The organism is Caulobacter sp. GW821-FHT09A05 (assembly GCF_059418465.1).
The window spans coordinates 46603-67030 of record NZ_JBWKPX010000017.1 but is presented as its reverse complement, the minus strand read 5'-3'; the positions used below and the strand labels follow the sequence as shown (position 1 = coordinate 67030).

The 20428-nt window shown below is 70.5% G+C and carries 25 protein-coding genes; 11 read left to right on the top strand and 14 right to left on the bottom strand.

The window, feature by feature from the left end; all coding sequences use genetic code 11:
• Positions 1-36: 36 nt before the first annotated feature.
• The 4 genes from holA to AC07NX_RS16760 all read right to left on the bottom strand — a co-directional run bounded on the left by holA (position 37) and on the right by AC07NX_RS16760 (position 4891).
• Complete coding sequence (holA, locus tag AC07NX_RS16775) at positions 37-1089, bottom strand: DNA polymerase III subunit delta (protein ID WP_494643313.1); 1053 nt, start codon at positions 1087-1089, stop codon at positions 37-39.
• A 9-nt stretch (positions 1090-1098) separates the two neighbouring features.
• A complete protein-coding gene (gene lptE / locus AC07NX_RS16770; protein ID WP_494643311.1) occupies positions 1099-1611 on the bottom strand; it encodes an LPS assembly lipoprotein LptE in 513 nt (170 codons plus the stop codon).
• A gap of 3 nt (positions 1612-1614) precedes the next feature.
• On the bottom strand, positions 1615-4215 hold the full coding sequence (gene leuS, locus AC07NX_RS16765; RefSeq protein WP_494643310.1) for a leucine--tRNA ligase: 2601 nt from the start codon (positions 4213-4215) through the stop codon (positions 1615-1617).
• Positions 4216-4363: 148 nt separating this feature from the next.
• Complete coding sequence (locus AC07NX_RS16760) at positions 4364-4891, bottom strand: DUF3576 domain-containing protein (protein WP_494643362.1); 528 nt, start codon at positions 4889-4891, stop codon at positions 4364-4366.
• Between the two features lie 275 nt (positions 4892-5166).
• Here AC07NX_RS16760 and AC07NX_RS16755 point away from each other — a divergent pair, with 275 nt between their 5' ends.
• Positions 5167-5583: an NtrZ family periplasmic regulatory protein gene (locus tag AC07NX_RS16755; protein WP_494643309.1), complete on the top strand. Its 417-nt coding sequence runs from the start codon at positions 5167-5169 to the stop codon at positions 5581-5583.
• Between the two features lie 7 nt (positions 5584-5590).
• Here AC07NX_RS16755 and AC07NX_RS16750 read toward each other — a convergent pair whose 3' ends face one another.
• The gene (locus AC07NX_RS16750) at positions 5591-6256 is read right to left on the bottom strand and encodes a thiamine phosphate synthase (RefSeq protein ID WP_494643308.1); all 666 of its coding nucleotides are present in this window, start codon (positions 6254-6256) and stop codon (positions 5591-5593) included.
• On the opposite strand from AC07NX_RS16750, the gene AC07NX_RS16745 reads away from it, so the two are divergent.
• Positions 6255-6911: a YggS family pyridoxal phosphate-dependent enzyme gene (locus AC07NX_RS16745; protein WP_494643306.1), complete on the top strand. Its 657-nt coding sequence runs from the start codon at positions 6255-6257 to the stop codon at positions 6909-6911. The genes AC07NX_RS16750 and AC07NX_RS16745 overlap by 2 nt on opposite strands.
• Here AC07NX_RS16745 and AC07NX_RS16740 read toward each other — a convergent pair.
• Positions 6908-7450 (bottom strand): L,D-transpeptidase family protein, encoded by a 543-nt coding sequence (locus tag AC07NX_RS16740; protein ID WP_494643304.1) that lies wholly within the window; start codon positions 7448-7450, stop codon positions 6908-6910. The genes AC07NX_RS16745 and AC07NX_RS16740 overlap by 4 nt on opposite strands.
• A gap of 83 nt (positions 7451-7533) precedes the next feature.
• On the opposite strand from AC07NX_RS16740, the gene AC07NX_RS16735 reads away from it, so the two are divergent.
• Positions 7534-8220: a response regulator transcription factor gene (locus AC07NX_RS16735; RefSeq protein WP_494643303.1), complete on the top strand. Its 687-nt coding sequence runs from the start codon at positions 7534-7536 to the stop codon at positions 8218-8220.
• A gap of 188 nt (positions 8221-8408) precedes the next feature.
• Here AC07NX_RS16735 and secB read toward each other — a convergent pair whose 3' ends face one another.
• Complete coding sequence (secB, locus tag AC07NX_RS16730) at positions 8409-8903, bottom strand: protein-export chaperone SecB (RefSeq protein ID WP_132093100.1); 495 nt, start codon at positions 8901-8903, stop codon at positions 8409-8411.
• Positions 8904-9065: 162 nt separating this feature from the next.
• On the opposite strand from secB, the gene timA reads away from it, so the two are divergent.
• From timA to AC07NX_RS16710, 4 genes are all read left to right on the top strand, one after another.
• A complete protein-coding gene (gene timA / locus AC07NX_RS16725) occupies positions 9066-9665 on the top strand; it encodes a TIM44-related membrane protein TimA (RefSeq protein WP_494643301.1) in 600 nt (199 codons plus the stop codon).
• A complete protein-coding gene (mltA, locus tag AC07NX_RS16720; protein WP_494643299.1) occupies positions 9665-10807 on the top strand; it encodes a murein transglycosylase A in 1143 nt (380 codons plus the stop codon). The genes timA and mltA overlap by 1 nt, the downstream gene beginning before the upstream one ends.
• 5 nt (positions 10808-10812) lie before the next feature.
• Positions 10813-11352: a Smr/MutS family protein gene (locus tag AC07NX_RS16715; protein WP_494643297.1), complete on the top strand. Its 540-nt coding sequence runs from the start codon at positions 10813-10815 to the stop codon at positions 11350-11352.
• Positions 11353-11416: 64 nt separating this feature from the next.
• Positions 11417-11989, top strand: coding sequence for a DUF4337 domain-containing protein (locus AC07NX_RS16710; protein ID WP_494643295.1), 573 nt, complete (start codon positions 11417-11419; stop codon positions 11987-11989).
• On the opposite strand, the gene AC07NX_RS16705 is transcribed toward AC07NX_RS16710, so the two are convergent.
• The 6 genes from AC07NX_RS16705 to AC07NX_RS16680 are packed head-to-tail and all read right to left on the bottom strand — an operon-like array spanning position 11986 to position 16070.
• Complete coding sequence (locus AC07NX_RS16705; protein WP_494643293.1) at positions 11986-12309, bottom strand: phosphoribosyl-ATP diphosphatase; 324 nt, start codon at positions 12307-12309, stop codon at positions 11986-11988. The two genes, AC07NX_RS16710 and AC07NX_RS16705, sit on opposite strands and share 4 nt — an antisense overlap.
• Entirely contained in the window at positions 12306-13088 is a 783-nt protein-coding gene (gene hisF, locus AC07NX_RS16700) for an imidazole glycerol phosphate synthase subunit HisF (RefSeq protein ID WP_494643292.1), read from the bottom strand. The genes AC07NX_RS16705 and hisF overlap by 4 nt, the downstream gene beginning before the upstream one ends.
• A complete protein-coding gene (hisA, locus tag AC07NX_RS16695) occupies positions 13088-13822 on the bottom strand; it encodes a 1-(5-phosphoribosyl)-5-[(5-phosphoribosylamino)methylideneamino]imidazole-4-carboxamide isomerase (RefSeq protein ID WP_167337083.1) in 735 nt (244 codons plus the stop codon). Before hisA ends, hisF begins: the two co-directional genes overlap by 1 nt.
• Positions 13810-14451 carry an imidazole glycerol phosphate synthase subunit HisH gene (gene hisH, locus AC07NX_RS16690; protein ID WP_494643290.1) on the bottom strand — a complete coding sequence of 214 codons (642 nt, stop codon included), beginning with the start codon at positions 14449-14451 and terminating at the stop codon, positions 13810-13812. Before hisH ends, hisA begins: the two co-directional genes overlap by 13 nt.
• A gap of 12 nt (positions 14452-14463) precedes the next feature.
• Positions 14464-15054 carry an imidazoleglycerol-phosphate dehydratase HisB gene (hisB, locus tag AC07NX_RS16685; protein ID WP_019848747.1) on the bottom strand — a complete coding sequence of 197 codons (591 nt, stop codon included), beginning with the start codon at positions 15052-15054 and terminating at the stop codon, positions 14464-14466.
• 26 nt (positions 15055-15080) lie between these two features.
• Positions 15081-16070: an adenosine kinase gene (locus tag AC07NX_RS16680; RefSeq protein WP_494643289.1), complete on the bottom strand. Its 990-nt coding sequence runs from the start codon at positions 16068-16070 to the stop codon at positions 15081-15083.
• Positions 16071-16174: 104 nt separating this feature from the next.
• Here AC07NX_RS16680 and AC07NX_RS16675 point away from each other — a divergent pair, with 104 nt between their 5' ends.
• The gene (locus AC07NX_RS16675) at positions 16175-17041 is read left to right on the top strand and encodes an ATP-grasp domain-containing protein (RefSeq protein WP_494643288.1); all 867 of its coding nucleotides are present in this window, start codon (positions 16175-16177) and stop codon (positions 17039-17041) included.
• A gap of 66 nt (positions 17042-17107) precedes the next feature.
• Here the strand turns inward: AC07NX_RS16675 and nth are convergent, their stop codons facing one another.
• Positions 17108-17809, bottom strand: a complete 702-nt coding sequence (gene nth, locus AC07NX_RS16670) for an endonuclease III (protein WP_494643286.1) — start codon at positions 17807-17809, stop codon at positions 17108-17110.
• A 91-nt stretch (positions 17810-17900) separates the two neighbouring features.
• On the opposite strand from nth, the gene AC07NX_RS16665 reads away from it, so the two are divergent.
• Genes AC07NX_RS16665 through AC07NX_RS16655 form a run of 3 tightly spaced genes read left to right on the top strand, consistent with a single transcriptional unit; the run spans position 17901 to position 20423 of the window.
• A complete protein-coding gene (locus tag AC07NX_RS16665; protein WP_494643285.1) occupies positions 17901-18377 on the top strand; it encodes a DUF2244 domain-containing protein in 477 nt (158 codons plus the stop codon).
• 53 nt (positions 18378-18430) lie between these two features.
• Positions 18431-19312 carry a methylated-DNA--[protein]-cysteine S-methyltransferase gene (locus AC07NX_RS16660; RefSeq protein ID WP_494643283.1) on the top strand — a complete coding sequence of 294 codons (882 nt, stop codon included), beginning with the start codon at positions 18431-18433 and terminating at the stop codon, positions 19310-19312.
• 55 nt (positions 19313-19367) lie between these two features.
• Complete coding sequence (locus tag AC07NX_RS16655; protein WP_494643281.1) at positions 19368-20423, top strand: DUF2252 family protein; 1056 nt, start codon at positions 19368-19370, stop codon at positions 20421-20423.
• The last annotated feature ends 5 nt before the right edge of the window (positions 20424-20428 follow it).

Here is a 20428-nt window from a genome sequence, read left to right as displayed (position 1 = left end):
TAGACGACGGCCAGGGATTCCAAAGCTTGGCCGGCGCTACAGTCCCAGCCGCCGCGCCTTGCCGGCGATCTGCAGGGCTAGGCGTTCGGAGATCAGCTGGTCGGGCGAGCCCGAGGTCTTGCACGCCTTGTCGGCCGCCAGCACCTCGGCCTGGACCAGTAGCAACTGGTCCAGGGTCCAGGCCCGGGCCTGGCGCAGGAATTCGCGCTCGCTCTTCCAGAACACGCCGGAGGCCTTGGCCGCCGCCGCCAGGTCGACGCCGTTCTTGTGCAGCGTCAGGGTGCGGCGCAGGCGGCCCAGATGGTAGCCCATGGCCCGCACGGCGGCGGGTCCGCCTTCGCCCTCGGCGGCGGCGCGCCGCAACCCCGCCTGGGCGGGGCCGACACGGCCGCCGAAGGCGTCGATGGCGGCATCGCCCAGAGACGCCTCGGGCTCGACCCCCAGGAAGTCCGTCAGGTCGGCCGGTGTGGCCACGACGCCGCTGCCGGGACCGAGATAGAGGGCCAAGCGCTCGATCTCGGCGCGGGCCACGCCGCGCTCCTTGGGCAGGCGCGAAACGAACAGGTCCAGCGCTTCGCCGTTCAGGCTGACCTTGTCCTTGGCCAGGGTTTCCCGCGCCAGGCGCGCCAGGTCGCCGGCCTCGTCCTCGTAGCAGGGGATCACCGCCGCGCCGCTGACCTTCTCGGCCGCCTTGCGCAGGGCGGAGTCCCGACCCAGGGCGCCGGCCTCGACCAGGAAGAAGGCGTCCGGGTTCAGCTGGCCCTCGACGTGACGAACCAAGGCCTCGGCGGCCTGCTTGTCGGGGCCGCCCTTCTCGCCGGTCAGGCGCAGGCGCACCAGGCGCCGGCCGCCCATCATCGACAGGGCCGACAGTTCGTCCTCGAGCTTGCCGGCCTGGCTGTCCAGGTCGCTTTCGGTCAGCTGGGCGGTGTCGAACGGATCGTCCGGGCGCTCGAACAACCGCTTGGCCAGCTGGTCGGCGCGGTCGCGCACCACGCCGCGGTCGCGGCCATAGATCACCACGGCGCGAACGTCGGCGGCCGGATCCCGCAGGAAGCGTTCGACGTCCGGCCGTTTCGACAGGATCATGTCGGGACCTTAAGCCTTGGCCTTGCCCGCCAGCCAGGTGGCCAGGTCCATCTGGATCCGGCGGGCCAGTTCGGTGGCGGCGCGTTCCTGGCTGTCCTGCTGGGCGGCGATCGAGGCGTAGGGCTGGTCGGCCGAATCGTAGGTCACCGCCGCGCTCGTCGTGCCCGACCGAACCTGCTGCCCGGTCTTGACGTCCAGAAGCCGCCACTTGGCCGTCAGGTTCAGTTCGTAGCGGTTGGCGACGTTGTCGACGCGGACGCCGCGCGCATAGCGTCTTTCCTCGATCGTGTAGACCAGGCGATGCGACGGCAGCAGGTTGACGTTGCGCGCGAAGGCGTCGTCGAGCTTCTCGCGCAGCAGGTAGCCGGCGCGCCCGTCGGCCGCGATCACCTCGATGGTGCTGAGCCCCTTGGTGACCGATTGGGGGCCGTAGAGGGGCGTGAAGCCGCAGGACGACAGGGCGAGGGCCGTCACGGCCAGGAGGGCGGCGGGAAGGGTCTTGGAGAGCGGAAAGCGCTTCATGGATCAGCCGGCCACGATGTTGACGATACGGTCTTTCACCACGATCACCTTGCGAACGGTCAGGCCCTCAAGGTGGGCCATGACGGCGGCGTCCGCCAGAGCGATTTTCTCGACCTCGGCCTCGGCCGTGCCGGCCTTGACCTTGATCTCGCCCCGGCGCTTGCCGTTGATCTGGATCGGCAGCACGCGCTCGTCGTCGGCCGCCAGCGCTGGGTCGGCCTTGGGCCAGGGCGCGTCGACCACCATGCCGCCCTTGCCCAGCTGCGCCCAGGCCTCCTCGGCCAGGTGGGGGGTGAAGGGGGAGATCAGTCGGGCCAGGATCTCCAGCGCCTCGGCGCGGGCCGCCAGGACGCCCTGGGACGCGCCCTCGGCCGGCGCGGCCTTCAGCATGTTCAGGAACTCGTACAGGCGCGCCACGCCGCTGTTGAAGCGGAAACCCTCGATCGAGTCGGTGACGAAGCCGATCAGGCGGTGGGCCCCCTTGCGCAGGGCCACGGCCGCCGCGTCGGCCTCGTCGTGGGCGAAGTCGCCGGCCGGCTGGCTCTCGAACTCGTTCCAGACGCGGTGGGTGAAGCGCCAGGAGCCCTCCACGCCGCTGTTGGTCCACTGCACGTCGCGCTCGGGCGGGCTGTCGCTCATCACGAACAGGCGCGCGGCGTCGACGCCATAGGCCTCGAAGATATCCTCGGGGGCGACGACGTTCTTCTTGGACTTCGACATCTTCTCGATGTCGCCGATGGTGATCGGCTCGCCGGTCGTGGCGTGGGCGGCGGTGCGGGTATTGCCCTCGACCGTGATGCGGACGTCGGAAGGCTCGACCCATTCGCCGGCCGCGTTCTTGTAGGCCTCGTGGGTGACCATGCCCTGGGTGAACAGGCCGGCGAACGGCTCTTCCACCGAGACCAGGCCCTCGTCCTTCAGGGCGCGAGTGATGAAGCGGGCGTACAGCAGGTGCAGCACCGCGTGCTCGACGCCGCCGATATACTGGTCGACCGGCATCCAGTGATCGGCCGCGACCTTGCTGATCGGCTCGGCGGCGGTCGGATCGGTGAAGCGGGCGAAGTACCAGCTGCTGTCGACGAAGGTGTCCAGCGTGTCGGTCTCGCGTTCCGCCTTGCCGCCGCAGCTGGGGCAGGTGGTGTGACGCCAGGTCGGGTGGCGCAGCAGCGGGTTGCCTGGCTTGTCGAAGGCGACGTCGTCGGGCAGCACCACGGGCAGCTGGTCTTCCGGCACCCCGACCGGGCCGCAGGCCGGGCAGTGGATGACCGGGATCGGACAGCCCCAATAGCGCTGGCGCGAGACGCCCCAGTCGCGCAGGCGATAGACGGTCGCGCCCTGGCCCTGGTCCATGGCCTCGATGCGGTTCACCGCCTCGGTCTTGGCCGCCTCGATGTCCAGGCCGTTCAGGAATTGAGAATTGAAGATCGCCCCGGGGCTGACATAGGCCTCCTTGCCGATCTGGAAGGTCGCGGCGTCTTCGCCCGGCGGCAGGACCACCGGCTTGACCGGCAGGTCGTACTTGCGGGCGAAGTCCAGGTCGCGCTGGTCGTGGGCCGGGCAGGCGAAGATCGCGCCCGTGCCGTAGTCCATCAGGATGAAGTTGGCGATCCACACCGGCAGGGTCTGGGTTGGGTCCAGCGGGTGGACGACGCGCAGGCCGGTGTCGCGGCCCAGCTTCTCGGCGCCCTCGATGTCGGCCTCCGAGGTGCCGCCCTTGCGGCATTCGGCAACGAAGGCGGCCACGGCCGGATCGGCCGCCGCCAGTTGCTCGGCCAGCGGATGCTCGGGGGCGATCCCGACGAAGCTGGCGCCGAACAGGGTGTCGGGGCGGGTGGTGTAGACCTCCAGGCCGTTCTCATGACCCGTCGGGGCCGAACCCCCAAAAGTGTCTTTGGCGAACTTGAACGTGAACCGCAGGCCCTTGGACCGGCCGATCCAGTTCTCCTGCATGATGCGGACCTTCTCGGGCCAGCGATCCAGCGTCTTCAGCCCGTCGATCAGGGCGTCGGCGTAGTCGGTGATGCGCAGGAACCACTGGGTCAGCTTGCGCTTCTCCACGGTCGCGCCCGAGCGCCAGCCCTTGCCGTCGATCACCTGCTCGTTGGCCAGGACGGTCATGTCGACCGGATCCCAGTTGACCGAGGCTTCCTTGCGATAGACCAGGCCGCGCTTCAGCAGGCGCAGGAACCAGGCCTGCTGCTTGCCATAGTATTCCGGGTCGCAGGTGGCGAACTCGCGCGACCAGTCGACCGACAGGCCCAGGGCCTTCAGCTGCTCGCGCATGGCGGCGATGTTGTCGTAGGTCCAGCCCTTGGGGTGGACGCCGCGCTCCATGGCGGCGTTCTCGGCCGGCATGCCGAAGGCGTCCCAGCCCATCGGGTGCAGGACGTTGAAGCCCCGGGCGCGCTTGTACCGGGCCACCACGTCGCCCATGGCGTAGTTGCGCACATGGCCCATGTGGATGCGCCCCGACGGATAGGGGAACATCTCGAGCACATAGTACTTCGGACGCGCGTCGGGAGCGACCGGTGTCAGGAAGGTGTTGGCGTTCGCCCAGGCGGCGCGCCACTTCGGCTCGATGTCTTTGGGATTGTAGCGGGCCATGAAACCAGACTTTGGGGGCAGGAACACGCGCCTGGGGCGCGGTCCGCGGAAGTCTTAAGCGGTTTCGGCCAGGGCGCGCTTCTATAAAGTGCGAACGGGAGCCTTTTGTCGCCAGGACGAAAGGCTCCCGCGAAGAACCAGGGGAACCCTAGTTCTTGATGTTGGAAAGTCGAAGCTGACGGGCGCGGGTCAGGATGGCGTTCTCGATGTCGGTCGCCGTCTGATCCGTGGCCGCCGTGTCCGTCCAGCCGCCGGCGGCGTCCTTGATCTGCTTGAAGATCGTGACGTTCAGGCCGTCGGCGCGCAGGCGGGTGTCCAGGATGTAGACGGTCGCCTTGAAGCGCTCGTCCGGCTTTTCCGGATTGGTGTACCAGTCGGTGACGATCACGCCGCCGTAGGGGTCGGCCGAGGCCAGGGGCATGAAGGCCAGGGTGTCGAGGCTGGCGCGCCACAGGAAGCCGTTGACGCCGATCGCGCCGGCCTGGGGCGCCGACTTGCCGCCACCCCGGCCCTTGAACGGGTTGAAACCCGGTTCGTTGTCCTGGGTGGTGAACTGGCCGCCGCCCTTGTTGCCGCCACAGGCCGAAACCCCGGTCAGAACAGTCAGCGCCAGAACGCCAGCGGCGACGCCGCGCAACACCGACCCACGCTCAAACGCCATAGTACCTCGCTCCAATGTCTCGCCGACGCGTTCGCGCATCACTGACGCGCATCTCTGGCGCGCCCCCGCAGCCGGAAGCCGGTCTATAGCATGGTCGCGCTGCGTCAAAACAGGAATCGCGTGGCAGGACCGCCACAGGCGCCGCTTGAATCGACTCCTGCGACGTCTTGCGTAATCCAAGCGCGGTTGACCGCGTTGTATCAGAGCCTTTAATCGATATTCAGGGAGCCCGCTCCTATATAGGGTTTGACTCTATTTGAGGCGCGGGTTGGGGATTGGGTTCGAGTAACATGTTCGCCGTACGGTATTTCATGGCAGGGGCCGCCACGCTGATCCTTCTGGGATCGGCTTCGGGAGCCTATGCCCAGAGCAAGCCGCGCACGACCACGCCCGATTTCGCCGTCAAGAGCGACTTCGGCAACCCGGCCTCGATCGCCCCGTTCAACCCGCAGCAAGGCCCGAAGAAGTCCCTGAAGTGGGACGACAAGAAGGGCAAGTGGGGCCTCAAGCTCGATCTCGACCAGCCCGTGGGCCGCGAGATGGAAGCCAAGGACGTCCAGGCCGGCGCGTACTACAGCGTCACCCCGTCGATCCGCGTCGGCGGCGCCGTGGCCCTGGGCGACCAGAACCCGGCCCTGGCCGCGCGCCGGAACGAGATCCAGGAACCCGCGCCGCGGGTGAAACTGGAAACCGCGTTCAAGTTCTAGACCGCGATCAGGCGTCCAGAGGGGCGCTCAGCGCTTCCACCGCCGCGATCCCGACAATTCCCGTGTCCAGCAGCAGCGTGACCGTGTCCGCGCGCACCCCGCCCAGGGCGTAGACCGGCGTCTCCACGGCTTCGACGATCCTTTTCAAGCCCGCCACGCCCAGAGGCGCGCCCGCCGAGGGACTACGGCTGGGAAGGACCGGCGACGCCACCAGGGCGTCCGCGCCCGTCGCCGCGCCGGCGCGGGCCGCGTCCAGGCCGTGGGCGGCGACCGTGATCAGCCAGTCGGGCCGCGTTCCGCGCAGGCCGGGCAGGGACGGGGCCAGCCGCTCGGGCAGGTGAAGGCCGTCGGCCTCGACCGCCATCGCCAGCGCCGCGTCCGCCCCGATCAGGAGCATCAGGCCCCGCCGTCGGGTGATCTCGCGCAGCCGCGCGCCCCGCTCCGTCGCGTTGGCCGCCCCGAACGCCCGGAACACCACGCCCGAGCCCGGGGGCAGGCGCTCGGCGACCCGTTCGGGGTGGGGCGTCCGCTCCGGATCGGTGAAGAACAACAGGTTGGGCAGCGGCTTTCCGCGCACCGGCCATGGGCGAAGGCGCGCCGCCGTTCTAGACAGGGTTTCCATCTCGTCGCTCGCGTGCTCGAAGCCCATGTCCTCGCCCATGTCCTCGCCCATGTCCTCGGAAGTCCTCTCAGCCTACGCCTCGATCCAGCGCCGTATCCAGGCCGCCGCCCTGGCCGCCGGCCGCCCGGCCGACGCGGTCACCCTGGTGGCGGTGTCCAAGCTGCAGCCCTGGGATCATATCGCGCCCATTCTCGCCGCGGGCCAGCGGGTGTTCGGGGAAAATCGCGTCCAGGAGGCCATGGGCCGCTGGCGCGAGCGCCGGGGCGAGGTCGAGCTGCGCCTGATCGGACCCCTGCAGAGCAACAAGGCCCGCGACGCCGTGGCCTTCTTCGACGTCATCGAAAGCCTCGACCGCGAGAAGCTGGCGCGGGCTCTGGCCGGCGAGATCCAGGCCCAGGGCAGGGCGCCGCGCCTGTTCGTCCAGGTCAACACCGGCGAGGAGCCGCAGAAGGCCGGCGTGGGCCCGAACCAGACCGACGCCTTCATCACCCTCTGCCGGAGCCTGGACCTGCCCGTGGAGGGCCTGATGTGCATCCCCCCGGCCGATCTCGACCCCGCCCCGCATTTCCGCCTGCTGGGCCAGATCGCGGCCCGCAACGGGCTGGAAAAGCTGTCGATGGGCATGAGCGACGACTTCGAGACCGCCATCGCCTGCGGGGCCACCTCGGTGCGGGTGGGCTCGGCGCTGTTTGGAAGCCGAACCTAGTCCGCCGCGATCTCGACCACGTCGCCGGGTCTGGCCGCCGCCAGCAGAGCCTCGACGTCCTCCCGCGCCAGGGCCACGCAGCCTTCGGTGCCAGGAAAGCCGTCGCGGGCCAGGTGCAGGAAGATCGCCGAGCCCAGGCCGGCCACGGGCGGGTCGTCGTTGTGGCCCAGCACCACCACCAGGTCATAGACGTGATCGTCGCGCCACAGCCGCTCGGCGCTGGCGGGGTAGGGCAGCTTGACCGGCCGGTTGTAGGCCGGGTCGCCCGGCGCGTCGCACCAGCCGTCGTCAGGCGTGATCGGCCTGGCCTCCAGCGCGGTGATCGGGCCCCGCGGATAGACGTCGGGCCGGTAGAGCACGTGGCGGACCGGCCAGGCGCCCGTCGGGCTGCGGTTGTCGCCCTCGCGCTTGTCGGCGGCGGCGATCACCCCGGCCTTGCCCAGGGCGGCGCGCGCGGACTTCCGGTCCCCCTGGCCATCCCAGTCGATCCGGCCGTCCCAGGGGCTGGATCCGTCGGGGCGGGCGCGAAAGATCGTCAAGACGCGGTCTCCAAGGGGGTTGCGACGCCAGGAGCGAGAACCGCCCTTGGCGCCGGGGGCCGCAGCGGTGCATGTTCCCGCTCATGGCGCAACGCAAAACCCTTCTCCTGGTCGACGACGACGATGATCTGCGCGGGGCTCTGGCCGAGCAGCTCGCCCTCCACGAGGAGTTCGCGGTCGCCGAGGCTCCCACCGCCGGCGAAGGCGTGCGGATGGCCAGGGAACTCAAGCCCGACCTGGTCCTGCTGGACGTCGACCTGCCCGACATGGACGGCCGCGAGGCCTGTCGCCTGATGCGCAAGAACGGGGTCACCGCGCCGGTGATCATGCTGACGGCCGCCGCCAGCGACAGCGACACCATCCTGGGCCTGGAATCGGGCGCCAACGACTATGTGACCAAGCCTTTCCGCTTCGGCGTCCTGCTGGCCCGCATCCGCGCCCAGCTGCGCAGCTACGAGGCCTCGGAAGACGCCCTGTTCCGGATCGGCCCCTACGAGTTCCGGCCGTCGGCCAAGCTGCTGATCGACGAGAAGCAGAAGAAGGTCCGGCTGACCGAGAAGGAAACCAACATCCTCAAATACCTCTACCGCGCGGGCTCCAAGCCGGTGTCGCGCGAGGAGCTGCTGACCGAGGTCTGGGGCTACAACGCCGGGGTCACCACCCACACGCTGGAAACCCACGTCTACCGCCTGCGCCAGAAGATCGAGCCCGATCCGACCGTGGCGCGGATCCTGATCACCGAAATGGGCGGCTATCGCCTGCAGCCCTGACGCCGCGAAGACCCCCTCCGGCCCTTCGGGCCACCTCCCCCAAAAGGGGAGGATCTATCTGGTCGCAGATGCTCCCCCTCTGGGGGAGCTGTCGCGGAGCGACTGAGGGGGTCTTTCCCGCAGATACGAAAAAGCCCCGGCCGCTTGGAGCGACCAGGGCTTTTCAATTTCAGACGCTCGGCCCGCGATCAGGCGTTGCCGACCACTACGCCTTCCGCCTGGGCCTTGCGCGCGGCGTAGACGCCGGCGAAGTCGATTGGGTCGATCAGGAAGGGCGGGAAGCCGCCCTCGGTGGTGACGTCCGAGATCAGGCGGCGGGCGTAGGGGAACAGGAAGCGCGGGCACTCGATCAGCAGCACCGGCTCCAGCTGGTCCTCCGGCACGCCGGCGATGTGGAACAGGCCGCCGTACATCACCTCGACGTGGAACACCGGCTGCTCGTCGCGGGTGGCGCGCGCCGACAGCTTCAGGTCGACCTCGAACAGGCCGTCCGGCCGGCCCCGGGCGTTCATCTCGACGCCCATGTCGATGGCCGGCGGCGCGCCGCCGGCGCGCAGGGAGTCGGGGGCGTGCGGGCTCTCGAACGAGAAGTCGCGCACGAACTGGGCGATGATGCGGATGCCGGTTTCGCCGGGCGCGCCGTCTTCGGAAGCGGCGGGCGGAGCGGCGGTGGTGTCGGTCATGTGCGATAAATCCGTATTCGGCGTCGAAATTGGCCGCTAGGAGAGAGCCGGGCTGCTAACACGGGGGCGGCTGGCGCGCAACGCCAGGCGCCTGACGCGCGAGCCCGTTATCGCCTATATAGGTTCCGACAAGGCGCCTTGGCCGAATGAGCGGAAAATATCGTGTTTGAATGGATTATCCTGGCGGCCCTGGCCGCGGTCATCCTCTACCAGCTCTACGCCACTCTTGGGCGCCGGGTTGGACGCCAGCCGGAGGACGCGCCCGCCGTGGTCCCGGCCAGCGCGCCGCAGCGTGACCTGAAGACCGTCGAGGCGCCGCCCGAAGTGCTGTCGGGCGTCGCCGCCCTGCGCGCGCGCCAGGGCGACTTCGACATCGGCCAGTTCCTCAGCGGCGCGCGCCAGGCCTATGAGATGATCGTCAAGGCCTTCGCCGCCGGCGACCGCGAGACGCTGCGGCCGCTGCTGTCGCCGGAGGTGATGGCCAATTTCGAGACCGCCATCGCGGCCCGCGAGGCCCAGAACCGCACCGAGAAGGCCGAGTTCCTGGTCACGCCGCGCACCGACCTGGACTCGGTCACGGTCGAGGGCGATGTCGCCAAGGCGGTGGTGCGTATCCTGGCCGAGATCCGCACGCGCTCGACCAGCGCCGAGGGCGAGGCGGTCGACGACCGCCGCACCGCCGATCTGTGGACCTTCCAGCGCGACCTGAAGAGCAAGAACCCGAACTGGACCCTGGTCCGCGTCGACGTCGCGGAGGCGTGATGCCGCGCCAGGGCCTTGTCGCCGCCTTCGCCCTGCTGGCGCTGGCGGCCTGCACGACCGCGCCGGTGAAGCCGGCGGGCCCGGTCGCGCCGGGCGCCGGTCCGGCGTCGCCGCCGGCCGCCTCCACCGGCCCCTCGACCCCCGTGTCGTTCAGCGACCTGGTCGGCTGGTCGCAGGAGGATCACCTGGGCGCCCTGGACGCCTTCCGCCAGGGCTGCGGCGCGGCCCGGGACGCGGCTCTGGTCGAGGTCTGCGCTAGGGCCCGCGCCGAGCGGGCTTCGAACGACGACGACGCCCGTCGGTTCCTCGAGGCCAATTTTCGTCCTGAAGCCATTCCCGGCCAAGGCCTGCTGACCGCCTATTTCGCGCCGGAGTACGAGGCGCGGATGTCGCGCTCGGCCGAGTTCAGCGCGCCCATGCGCGGCAAGCCCGCCGATCTGGTCACCCTGGACCTCAGCCAGTTCGATCCGGGCCTGGCGGGCAAGAAGGTCGCCGGCGAGATCGAAGGCGGCCAGGTTCTGCCCTATCCTGATCGCGCGGCCATCGAGGCCGTGCCGGAGCCCCGCCCCCTGGCCTGGATGCGGCCTGAGGACCTGTTCTTCCTGCAGATCCAGGGCTCGGGCGTGCTGGTCCTGCCCGACGGCCGGCGGGTGCGCGCGGCGTTCGCGGCCCACAACGGCCGACCGTTCGTCGGCATCGCCACGCCGATGCGCGATCGGGGTCTGCTGCCCGACAACAACACGTCCGGCGACGCCATCCGCGCCTGGCTGGCCAATCATCGCGGCCCCGAGGCCGACGCCATCATGCGGCTGAACCCGCGCTATGTGTTCTTCCAGACCCTGCCCGACGATGGCAAGCAGGCGGTGGGCGCGGCGGGGCTGCCGCTGCCGGCCGGCCGGGCCATCGCCGTGGATCCCAGCAAGCACGCGATGGGCGAACTCTACTGGCTGGACGCCAGCGCGCCCAAGCTGGTGGGCGGCTTCCCCACCTATCGCCGCCTGGCCGTGGCGCTGGACGTCGGCGGGGCGATCAAGGGGGAGGTGCGGGCCGATCTCTACACCGGCACGGGCGCGGCGGCCGGGGCCGAGGCGGGACGCGTACGCCACGACCTGCGCCTCTACCGCCTGGTTCCCCGGGGCTGACGATCGTGAAGCGCCCTCCGCGCCAGGACGAGCTGCGGCTGTGGGGCATGGTCACGGCCACCGTGAAGGCCAAGCCGACCCAGAAGGCCGCCGGCTGGACGCCGAAGGCCGGCAAGTCGCTGGTCCAGCCCACCAGCCTGCAGCCGATGGCGCCGCTGCTGGTCGATCCCCGGACGATCCGGCCCACGGACGCCAAGCGTTCGCCGGGGCCGCTGGAGGGCATCGAGCCCAATCGCCGCCGGAAGATCGCCCGCGAGCACGCGCCGCTGGACGCGCGCCTCGACCTACACGGCCTGGACCAGGATCGCGCCCGGCCGGTGCTGGAGGCCTTCCTGCGCCGCGCCTGGGAGGACGGACACCGCGCGGCCCTGGTGGTCACCGGCAAGGGCAAGCTGGGGGTGGGCGTCCTGCGGGCCCGCACGCCCGAATGGCTGGCCGGCCCGGCCTTGCGTGACATCGTGGCGGGCGTGTCGCCGGCCGACAAGCGGCACGGCGGCGACGGCGCCCTGTACGTGGCGCTGAAGCGGCGTCCGCCGAAGATCTGACCCGCCGCCGCCGCGCCCTCGCCATGATCCCGGCGCCAAGCTCCACCGCGTTCGGAGAGGCGAGATGGACATCGAGATCGGGGCCGAGGCCAAGGACAAGAGCTTCAACCGGCGGGTGGCGATCACCGTGGTCGCCCTGTCGATCTTCATGGGGCTGTGCGGGGTCAAGGACGGCAACATCGTCCAGGCCATGCAGCAGGCCCAGTCGGACGGCGTCGACGCCTGGAACGAGTACCAGGCCACCAAGACCAAGCTGCACATCGACGAGACGGCCGTGACCCAGGCGCGTCTGCTGGCGCTGTCGGGCGGGGAGGCGACGCGGGCCGCCGTGAGCGTGGAGACCGCCCGGCTGGAGGCGGACATCGGCAAGTACAGGGCCGAGATCCCGGCGCTCAAGACCAGGGCGCAGGGTTTCGCCGACCAGTACGACGCGCTGAACGTCCATGACGACCAGTTCGACGCCGCCGACGCCCTGATCTCCATCGCGGTGTCGATCGCGGCGGTGGCGGCGCTGGTCGAGATCCCGGCGGCGCTGTGGGCGTCCTGGGCGTTCGGCGCGCTGGGCGTGGTGATGGGCCTGGCGGGCTTCCTGGGCTGGAGCCTGCACTCGGCCTTTCTCAGCAAGCTGCTGGGCTAGGGGTTCCGCGAGGCCTTCTCGGCGACGCCCGACGTGCCCTCGCGCGCCGCCAGCTTCTCGGCCACCGCGTCCAAGGAGACGCCCGAGGCGGCCATCAGGGCCAGCCAGTGGTACAGCAGGTCGGCGCTCTCGGCGGCCAGGGCGTCGGGACCCTGGGCGACCGCGGCGATCACCGTCTCGACGGCCTCCTCGCCCAGCTTCTTGGCGGCCAGGGCCGGGTCGTTCAGCAGCCTGGCGGTGTAGGACACGGCCGGATCGCCGCCCTTGCGAGTCTCGATGGTCGCGGCCAGGCGCTCAAGGACCTCGAACAGCGTACTCACGCGGCCCCCTTCACGTCGTCCAGGCGCACGGGAATGCCGGCCTGGGCCATGGCGCGCTTGGCCTCGCCGATGCTGATCTCGCCGAAGTGGAAGATCGAGGCGGCCAGCACCGCGGCGGCGTGTCCGTCGCGAGCGGCCTCGACCAGATGGTCGGTCTTGCCGGCGCCGCCCGAGGCGATCACCGGCACGGTCACGGCGCCGGTCACGGCCCGCAACAGCGGGATGTCGTAGCCGATCTTGGCCCCGTCGCGGTCCATCGAGGTCAGCAGGATCTCGCCCGCCCCGCGCTCGACCACCTTGGCGGCCCAGTCGACGACGTCGATCCCGGTGTCCTTGCGGCCGCCATAGGTCCAGACATTCCAGCCCGAGCCGTCCTCGCGCGCCTTGGCGTCGATGGCCACCACCACGCACTGGGCGCCGAACGCGTCGGCGCCGGCGGCCACCAGGTCGGGGTTCTCGACGGCGGCGGTGTTGACCGAGACCTTGTCGGCGCCGGCCAGCAGCAGGCGGCGCATGTCCGACACCTGGCGCACGCCGCCGCCGACCGAGACGGGCATGAAGCAGACCTCGGCGGTGCGGGCGATCACGTCCAGGATCAGGCCGCGGCCCTCGCTGGAGGCGGTGATGTCCAGGAACATCAGCTCGTCGGCGCCGGCCGCGTCATAGGCGCGGGCCTGCTCCACCGGGTCGCCGGCGTCGCGCAGGGCCACGAAATTGACCCCCTTGACCACCCGGCCGTCCTTGACGTCCAGGCAAGGGATGATCCGGGTCTTCAGCATCAGGCGGCCGCTATGGTCAGGGCTTCGGCCGGCTTGATCGTGCCGGCGTAGAGCGAGCGGCCCAGGATGGCGCCGGCGATCTCGACGCCCGGACGGGCCTTCAGCCGCTCGATGTCGGCCACCGAGGCGACGCCGCCCGAGGCGATGACCGGGATCGACACCGCGTCTGCCAGTTCGCCCACGCCCTCGACATTGACGCCGGTCAGGGCGCCGTCGCGGCTGATGTCGGTGACGATCAGGGCGGCCACGCCCACGTCCTCGAAGCGCTTGCCCAGGGTGATGGCGTCCAGGTCCGACAGGCCGGTCCAGCCGTCGACCGCCACCTTGCCGTCGCGCACGTCGACGGCCACGGCGATCTGCTCGGGCCACAGGCGGGCGGCCTTGCGGACCAGTTCGGGATCATGGACGGCCACGGTGCCCAGGATCACCCGGCTGACGCCGGCCTCGATCCAGGCCTCGACGCCTTCCAGGGTGCGGATGCCGCCGCCCAGCTGCACCGGGATCGAGATGGCTTCCAGGATCGACTGCACCGCGGCGGTGTTGACCGACTTGCCCTCGATGGCGCCGTTCAGGTCGACCACGTGCAGCCAGGAGAAGCCGTCGCGCACGAAACGCTCGGCCTGGTCGGCCGGGCTGGTGTTGAAGACCGTGGCCTTTTCCATGTCGCCGTGCAGCAGGCGCACGCACTGGCCGTCCTTCAGGTCGATGGCGGGATAGAGGATCATGGGCGCCATTCCAGGAAGTTGGCGAGCAGGGCGAGCCCCGCGGCTTGGGATTTTTCGGGGTGGAACTGTACGCCAGCGACATTGCCCTTGGCCACAGCGGCCGTGAACGGGCCGCCATGGTCGGTCGTGGCCAACACGTCGGCCGTGTCGGTCGGGGTCAGGGCGAAGGAGTTGGCGTAGTACATGTGGGCGCCGGTCTCGACGCCCTTGAACAGAGGGTGAGCGCGCGTGAAGGCGATCGCGTTCCAGCCCATGTGCGGAATGGTCAGGGCCGGATCGTTCGGCGCCAGCTTCTTCACCTGACCCTGGATCCAGTCCAGGCCCGGCGTGACGCCGAACTCCAGGCCCTCGCTCGCCAATAATTGATGGCCGACGCAGATGCCCAGGAACGGCGCGCCCTTGCCGTGCACGGCCTCGTTCATCGCTTCGTAGACGCCCGAGGCGTCCAGGCCCGCGCGGCACGAGGCGAAGGCCCCGACGCCGGGCAGCACCACCCGGTCGGCGGCGGCCACGAGGACGGGGTCGGCGGTGACAACGATGTCAGCGTCGATGCCGTGGCGGCGGGCCGCCTCGCGCAGGGCCTTCTCGGCCGAGCGCAGGTTGCCCGACCCGTAATCGATCAGGGCGACGGTCTGCATGAAATCGGTTTCCTACAGCACGCCCTTGGTGGAGGGGGCATGGCCGCCGGTCTTGGGGTCGATCTCGACCGCCTGGCGCAGCGCCCGGGCCAGGGCCTTGAACCCGCTCTCGGCGACATGGTGGGTGTTGTCGCCGTAGAGGGTCTCCAGGTGCACGCACGCCCCGCAGTTCATGGCGAACGCGTGGTGGAACTCCTTGAACAGCTCGGTGTCCATCTCGCCGACCTTGGGCCGCTTGAAGTCGACCTTCCAGATCAGGTAGGGCCGGTTGGACAGGTCGATGGCGCAGCGCGTCAGGGTCTCGTCCATCGGGATATAGGCATGGCCGAAGCGGCGGATGCCCTTGAAGCCGTCCAGCGCCTTGTGGATCGCCTGGCCCAGCACGATGCCGGTGTCCTCGACCGTGTGGTGCATGTCGATGTGCAGGTCGCCCTTGGTCTCGACCTTCAGGTCGAAGCCGCCGTGGCGCGCGAAGCTCTCCAGCATGTGGTCGTAGAAACCGATGCCGGTGGAGATCGTCGAGGCGCCGGTCCCGTCGAGATCGATCCAGACCCGGATCTGGGTCTCCTTCGTCTCGCGGACCACTTCAGCGGTGCGGGCCATGGGCTTCCTTAGGGTCCGTGCTCTTTCTAGAGACCGTTTTGGGCGGCCAGCTTCCGCAGATTGACCTGCGGACGCGGACCATAGTGGTCGATCACCTCGGCGGCGGCCAGGGAGCCCAGCTGGCCGCAGACCGGCAGCGGACGGCCCTGGGACAGGCCGTAGAGGAAACCAGCGGCGTATTGGTCGCCTGCGCCGGTCGTGTCCACGACTTTTTCCACCGGATAGGCCGAGATTTCGTGCAAGGCCCCGCCCGAGGCGACAATCGAGCCCTTTTCACTACGGGTGACCGCGGCGATATCGACCCGACTGGCCAGGGCCTTGACGGCGGCGTCGAAGTCGTCGGTCTCGAACAGCGAACAGACTTCGCTCTCGTTGGCGAAGACGAGGTCGCACTGGGTCTCGATGAAGCCGAGCAGGGCGCCGCGGTGGCGGTCGACCATGAAGCTGTCGCTCAGGGTCATGGAGATCTTGCGGCCCGCGCCGTGGCTCAGGGCGGCGGCCTTGGCGAAGGCGCGGCGGGCTTCGGGCGGGTCGAACAGATAGCCTTCCAGGTAGGAGAACTGGGCGGCCTCGATGATCGCCGGATCGACGTCGGCCGGGTTCAGCTCGACGCAGGCGCCCAGATAGGTCGACATGGTGCGCTGGGCGTCGGCGGTGACGTTGATCAGGCTCTGGGCCGTGGCCGGGCCTTCCGCCAGCGGCGGGGTGGTGAAGTCGCAGCCGATGGCCTTCATGTCGTGGCGGAAGACGGCGCCCAGCTGGTCGTCGGCGACCTTGCCGATGAAGGCGACCTTGCCGCCGAAGCTGGCGACGCCGGCGGCGGTGTTGGCGGCCGAGCCGCCCGACGCCTCGATGCCCGCGGCCATCGCGTCGTACAGGCTGGCGGCGCGCGTCGGGTCGATCAGGGCCATGGAGCCCTTCACCAGGCCTTCCCGCTCGAGGAAGGCGTCGTCGCACTGGGCGATGACATCGACAATGGCGTTGCCGATGGCGGCGACGTCGTAGAGCGCGGTCATGAAAGGTCTTTTCCGAAAAGGGCGACGCGCGCGAAGTACCGGATCGGGGGCCGCAAGGCAACGCGAGCCTTGCTCCGACGCGCGCGGCGTTCTACCGCCAGGGCATGATCCCAGTCTCGACCGACGTCCTGATCCTGACCCCCGCGCCGGACGAGCCCCGTTTCGCCAACAGCTGGTCGCCCCTGTTCGAACGCCTGGCGGCGCCGCTGCGCGCCCGGGGCCTGAGGGTCGAGGCCGTCAGCTGGGTCGACGCCGACACGGCCGACGCGCGCGTGGTGCTGCCGCTGCTCAGCTGGGGCTACCATCTGCGGTCCGACGCGTGGTTCGCCCGGCTGGACGCCCTGGAAGCCGTCGGCGCGCGCCTGGCCAACCCGGCCCCGGTGTTGCGGTGGAACACCACCAAGACCTATCTCGCCGACCTGGCCGCCAAGGGCGCGCCCGTCGTGCCGACCCACGCCGTAGACCGGTTGACGATGGAAGCGCTGGACCGCGCCCGCGACCTGTTCGGCGTCGATGTCCTGGTGACCAAGCCTCAGATCTCCGGCGGCTCGCAGGACACGGTGAAGCTGCGCCACGCCGACGGCCTGGCCGGTTGCACGGACGGCTCGGCCCTGATCCAGCCCTTCCTGCCCGCCGTGGGCGAGGAGGGGGAGCTGTCGCTGTTCTATTTCGACGGCGCGTTCAGCCACGCGGTGACCAAGGTGGCCGTGGCCGGCGATTTCCGGGTCCAGCCGCAGTTCGGCGGCCAGGTCAGCGGCGTCGCGCCCGAGCCGGAGGCCCTGCGCGCGGCGCGGATGGTGCTGGAGGCGGCCGGCGCGCCCCTGACCTACGCCCGGGTCGACCTGATCCGCGGCCTGGACGGGACTCCGCAGCTGATGGAGCTGGAGGTCATCGAGCCCGACCTGTTCCTGGAGCACGCGCACGACGGCGGGGCGGCGTTCGCGGCGGCGGTGGTCAAGGCGCTGGAGTGACCCCCCTCAGTCGGCTTTGCCGACAGCTCCCCCAGAGGGGGAGGTGGCCCGACGGGCCGGAGGGGGTCAGGCTCCCAGAAACAGCTCCCGGGACGGACACAGGTCCGCGATCCGACACACCTCGCACTTGGGCTTCCGCGCCACGCAGACATAGCGCCCGTGCAGGATCAGCCAGTGGTGGGCCCGGGTCTTGTAGCGGTCGGGGACCACCCGCATCAGGTCGTCCTCGACGGCGTCCGGCGTCTTGCCGGCCGACAGCTTCAGGCGGTGCGAGACCCGGAACACGTGGGTGTCGACGGCGATGGCCGGCTCGATGTCCAGCTCGTTCAGCACCACGCTGGCGGTCTTGCGGCCCACGCCGGGCAGGCTTTCCAGCGCCGCGCGGTTCAGCGGAACCTCGCCGCCGTACTGGTCCACCAGAATCCTGGCCGCGGCGATCACGTTCTTGGCCTTGGTCCGATAGAGGCCGATCGAGGCGATGTAGGGGACCAGCCCTTCTTCCCCCAGCTCCAGCATCTTGGTGGCGCTGTCCACCTTGGCGAACAGGGGCCCGGTGGCCTTGTTGACCTGGACGTCGGTGGCCTGGGCCGACAGGGCCACGGCGGTCACCAGGGTGTAGGGGTTGGAATAGTGCAGCTCGGTCTTGGGGTGGTCCTCCAGGCTCTCGAACCGCGAGAACAGCACCTCGACCCGCTCGCGTTCGGCGGGCGAGACGCGCTTGGCGAGGGGACGCTTTCTGGTGAGGGGCTTGCGAGCGGGTGGGGCCATGGGCGGCGACCATGCCGTGATGCGCCAGGATCGCCAAGCCAGGAGGTTCGCGGGCCTCGCCAGACCGCTCTGTCGGGCCTAAATCAGCGCCATGGCCCTGCCGCTGTACATGGACGCCGTGATCAAGCCGAACCGCTCGATGAGCCGGCGCGGCCTGCATGTGGTGCTGGGCGTGATGATCGCCTTCAACCTGATGGTCGCGGTGTTCCTGCTGGTGCTGGGCGCGCCGCCGGTCCTGCCGTTCCTGGGCCTGGACGTCCTGGCTGTATGGCTGGCCCTGCGCGCCAGCTTTCGGGCGGCCGAGCGCGCCGAACGGGTCCGTGTCACGGCCGAGGCGGTGACGGTGAGCCGCGAGGACGAGAAGGGCGCGCGCATCGTCTGGAGCTCGCCGACCGCCTTCACCCGGGTGGGTGTCGACCAGCCGGGGGAGCACGAGACCCGGGTGCGGCTGATGATGTCGCGCAAGCGCCTGACCCTGGGCCGGGCGCTCAGCCCGCCCGAGCGCGTCGATTTCGCCCGGGCGCTGGAGCGGGCGATCCTCCAGGCCCGGTCCGAACGGCACGCCTGAGGGGCCGCAAGAACCGGGCGGACGAGCGCCGGTCGCCGCACTATCTTCTGCCCATGGCCCTCGATATCTCCCCTTCGCAAGCCTTCGCCCACCTGACCGAGCGGTCGGCCGACTACGACCGCATGGCCAAGGCCCTGGCCTGGCTGGCCGACCGCTGGCAGGAGCGCCCGTCGCTGGACGAGGCCGCCCAGGCCGTCGGCCTGTCGCCGTTCCACTTCCAGCGGGTGTTCAGCCGCTGGGCCGGGGTCAGCCCCAAGACCTTCGTCGCCGCCATCGCCCACGCCGAGGCCCGGCGATCGCTGGAGGAGGGCGCCAGCGTGCTCGACGCGGCCTATGACGCGGGCCTGTCGGGCCCCTCGCGCCTGCACGACCTGTTCATCGCCCAGGAGGCGGTCACCCCCGGCGACGTGCGCCGGCGCGGGGAGGGGATCGACCTGACCTGGGGCTGGGCCCCGACCCCCTATGGCAAGGGCCTGTTCGTCATGGCCCCACGCGGCCTGGCGGGCCTGGCCTTTTCCGACGGCGACGACGCGGCGACCTTCGAGGACATGCACCGGCGCTTTCCGGCCGCCGGCTGGCGCCGCGACGACGAGGCGGCGGTCCGCACGGCCATCCATGCCTTTGCCGGCGGCGAGCAACCGCTGCCGGTGGTGCTGATCGGCTCGCCGTTCAATGTCCAGGTCTGGAAGGCCCTGCTGCGCATTCCGCCGGGCCGGACCAGCACCTATGGCGAGATCGCCGCCTGGGCTGGCAGTCCGCGCGCCTACCAGGCGACCGGCGGGGCGATCGGGGCCAATCCGATCTCGCTGCTGATCCCCTGCCATCGGGCCATCGCCCGCGACGGCCGCCTGACCGGCTACCATTGGGGCCTGGGCCGCAAGGCGGCGATGCTGGGCCTGGAAGCGGTGGAGGCCAGCGCCCGGCTTTCGGCCTGACGCGGCAAGGCCTAGTCTCGGATCGACGGCCCGGCCGTCTTTCGGGGAGCACCGCATGACCGCCGCGATCAAGGCTTCGGCCAAGGCCTACGAGGCGTGGCTGGGCGCGGCCCTGGGCGGCGACCTGGTCGAGGCCGACCTGGCCGAGAAGCACGACAAGATGCGGGACGGCCCGTTCCCGTTCCTGCGGGCGACCTATTGGCGCTGGGCCGAGACCATCTTCGAGGTCTGTCCCGACCTGGCCTCGGCGCCGCCGGTGCTGGCGATCGGCGACACCCATGTCGAGAACTTCGGTTGCTGGCGCGACGCCGAGGGGCGGCTGGTCTGGGGCGCCAATGACTTCGACGACGCGGCGGCCATGCCCTGGCCGCTGGACCTGGTGCGCCTGGCCGCCAGCGCCCTGCTGGCCCGCGGCGACGAAGAGGTCGGCGCGCGCGAGATCTGCCAGGCGATCATCGAGGGCTACGCCGCCGGCCTGGCCGCGCCCCGGCCGTTCATCCTGGAGCGCGACCACAAGTGGCTGCGCAAGGCGGTCGTGTTGCCCGAGCCCGACCGCGCCGCCTACTGGGCGAAGTTCGCCACGCCCCCGGATCGGCCGATCCCGCCGCGCTATCGCGCCGCCCTGCGCGCGGCCTTGCCGGACCCCGCCGCCTTCGAGACCTTCCCGCGCACGGCGGGGGTCGGCAGCCTGGGCCGGCCGCGGTTCGTCGCCCGGGCCGACTGGCGGGGTGGGCCGGTGCTGCGCGAGGTCAAGGCGGTGGTCGTCTCGGCCTGGACCCTGCGGCACGGCGGCGACCCGGCGATCCGGGCGGGCCAGATCGCCGAGGGCCAGTTCCGGGCGGTCGATCCGCACTACCGCGTCGCCGACGGCCTGGTGGTCCGCCGCCTGTCGCCCAACAGCCGCAAGATCGAGGCCAAGGACTCGATCGACGACCTGCTGTCGCGCGACATGCTGAGCGCCATGGGCCAGGAGATCGCCAACTGCCACGCGGGGGATCCGAACGGCGCGGCGGCCTTGACCCACTTGCGGACTCTGCCGCCGGACTGGCTGCGCGACCACGCCAAGGCGGCCGCGCGCCAGGTCGAGGTCGATCAGGCCGCCTTCTCCTGAACCGT

Excerpts from the sequence above, each read along its gene's own strand:
- holA (WP_494643313.1), bottom strand. The coding sequence starts at position 1,089 with ATGATCCTGTCGAAACGGCCGGACGTCGAACGCTTCCTGCGGGATCCG.
- lptE (WP_494643311.1), bottom strand. The coding sequence starts at position 1,611 with ATGAAGCGCTTTCCGCTCTCCAAGACCCTTCCCGCCGCCCTCCTGGCC.
- leuS (WP_494643310.1), bottom strand. The coding sequence starts at position 4,215 with ATGGCCCGCTACAATCCCAAAGACATCGAGCCGAAGTGGCGCGCCGCC.
- AC07NX_RS16755 (WP_494643309.1), top strand. The coding sequence starts at position 5,167 with ATGTTCGCCGTACGGTATTTCATGGCAGGGGCCGCCACGCTGATCCTT.
- AC07NX_RS16745 (WP_494643306.1), top strand. The coding sequence starts at position 6,255 with ATGTCCTCGGAAGTCCTCTCAGCCTACGCCTCGATCCAGCGCCGTATC.
- AC07NX_RS16750 (WP_494643308.1), bottom strand. The coding sequence starts at position 6,256 with ATGGGCGAGGACATGGGCGAGGACATGGGCTTCGAGCACGCGAGCGAC.
- AC07NX_RS16735 (WP_494643303.1), top strand. The coding sequence starts at position 7,534 with ATGGCGCAACGCAAAACCCTTCTCCTGGTCGACGACGACGATGATCTG.
- secB (WP_132093100.1), bottom strand. The coding sequence starts at position 8,903 with ATGACCGACACCACCGCCGCTCCGCCCGCCGCTTCCGAAGACGGCGCG.
- mltA (WP_494643299.1), top strand. The coding sequence starts at position 9,665 with ATGCCGCGCCAGGGCCTTGTCGCCGCCTTCGCCCTGCTGGCGCTGGCG.
- AC07NX_RS16710 (WP_494643295.1), top strand. The coding sequence starts at position 11,417 with ATGGACATCGAGATCGGGGCCGAGGCCAAGGACAAGAGCTTCAACCGG.
- hisF (WP_494643292.1), bottom strand. The coding sequence starts at position 13,088 with ATGCTGAAGACCCGGATCATCCCTTGCCTGGACGTCAAGGACGGCCGG.
- hisA (WP_167337083.1), bottom strand. The coding sequence starts at position 13,822 with ATGGCGCCCATGATCCTCTATCCCGCCATCGACCTGAAGGACGGCCAG.
- hisH (WP_494643290.1), bottom strand. The coding sequence starts at position 14,451 with ATGCAGACCGTCGCCCTGATCGATTACGGGTCGGGCAACCTGCGCTCG.
- hisB (WP_019848747.1), bottom strand. The coding sequence starts at position 15,054 with ATGGCCCGCACCGCTGAAGTGGTCCGCGAGACGAAGGAGACCCAGATC.
- AC07NX_RS16680 (WP_494643289.1), bottom strand. The coding sequence starts at position 16,070 with ATGACCGCGCTCTACGACGTCGCCGCCATCGGCAACGCCATTGTCGAT.
- AC07NX_RS16675 (WP_494643288.1), top strand. The coding sequence starts at position 16,175 with ATGATCCCAGTCTCGACCGACGTCCTGATCCTGACCCCCGCGCCGGAC.
- nth (WP_494643286.1), bottom strand. The coding sequence starts at position 17,809 with ATGGCCCCACCCGCTCGCAAGCCCCTCACCAGAAAGCGTCCCCTCGCC.
- AC07NX_RS16665 (WP_494643285.1), top strand. The coding sequence starts at position 17,901 with ATGGCCCTGCCGCTGTACATGGACGCCGTGATCAAGCCGAACCGCTCG.
- AC07NX_RS16660 (WP_494643283.1), top strand. The coding sequence starts at position 18,431 with ATGGCCCTCGATATCTCCCCTTCGCAAGCCTTCGCCCACCTGACCGAG.
- AC07NX_RS16655 (WP_494643281.1), top strand. The coding sequence starts at position 19,368 with ATGACCGCCGCGATCAAGGCTTCGGCCAAGGCCTACGAGGCGTGGCTG.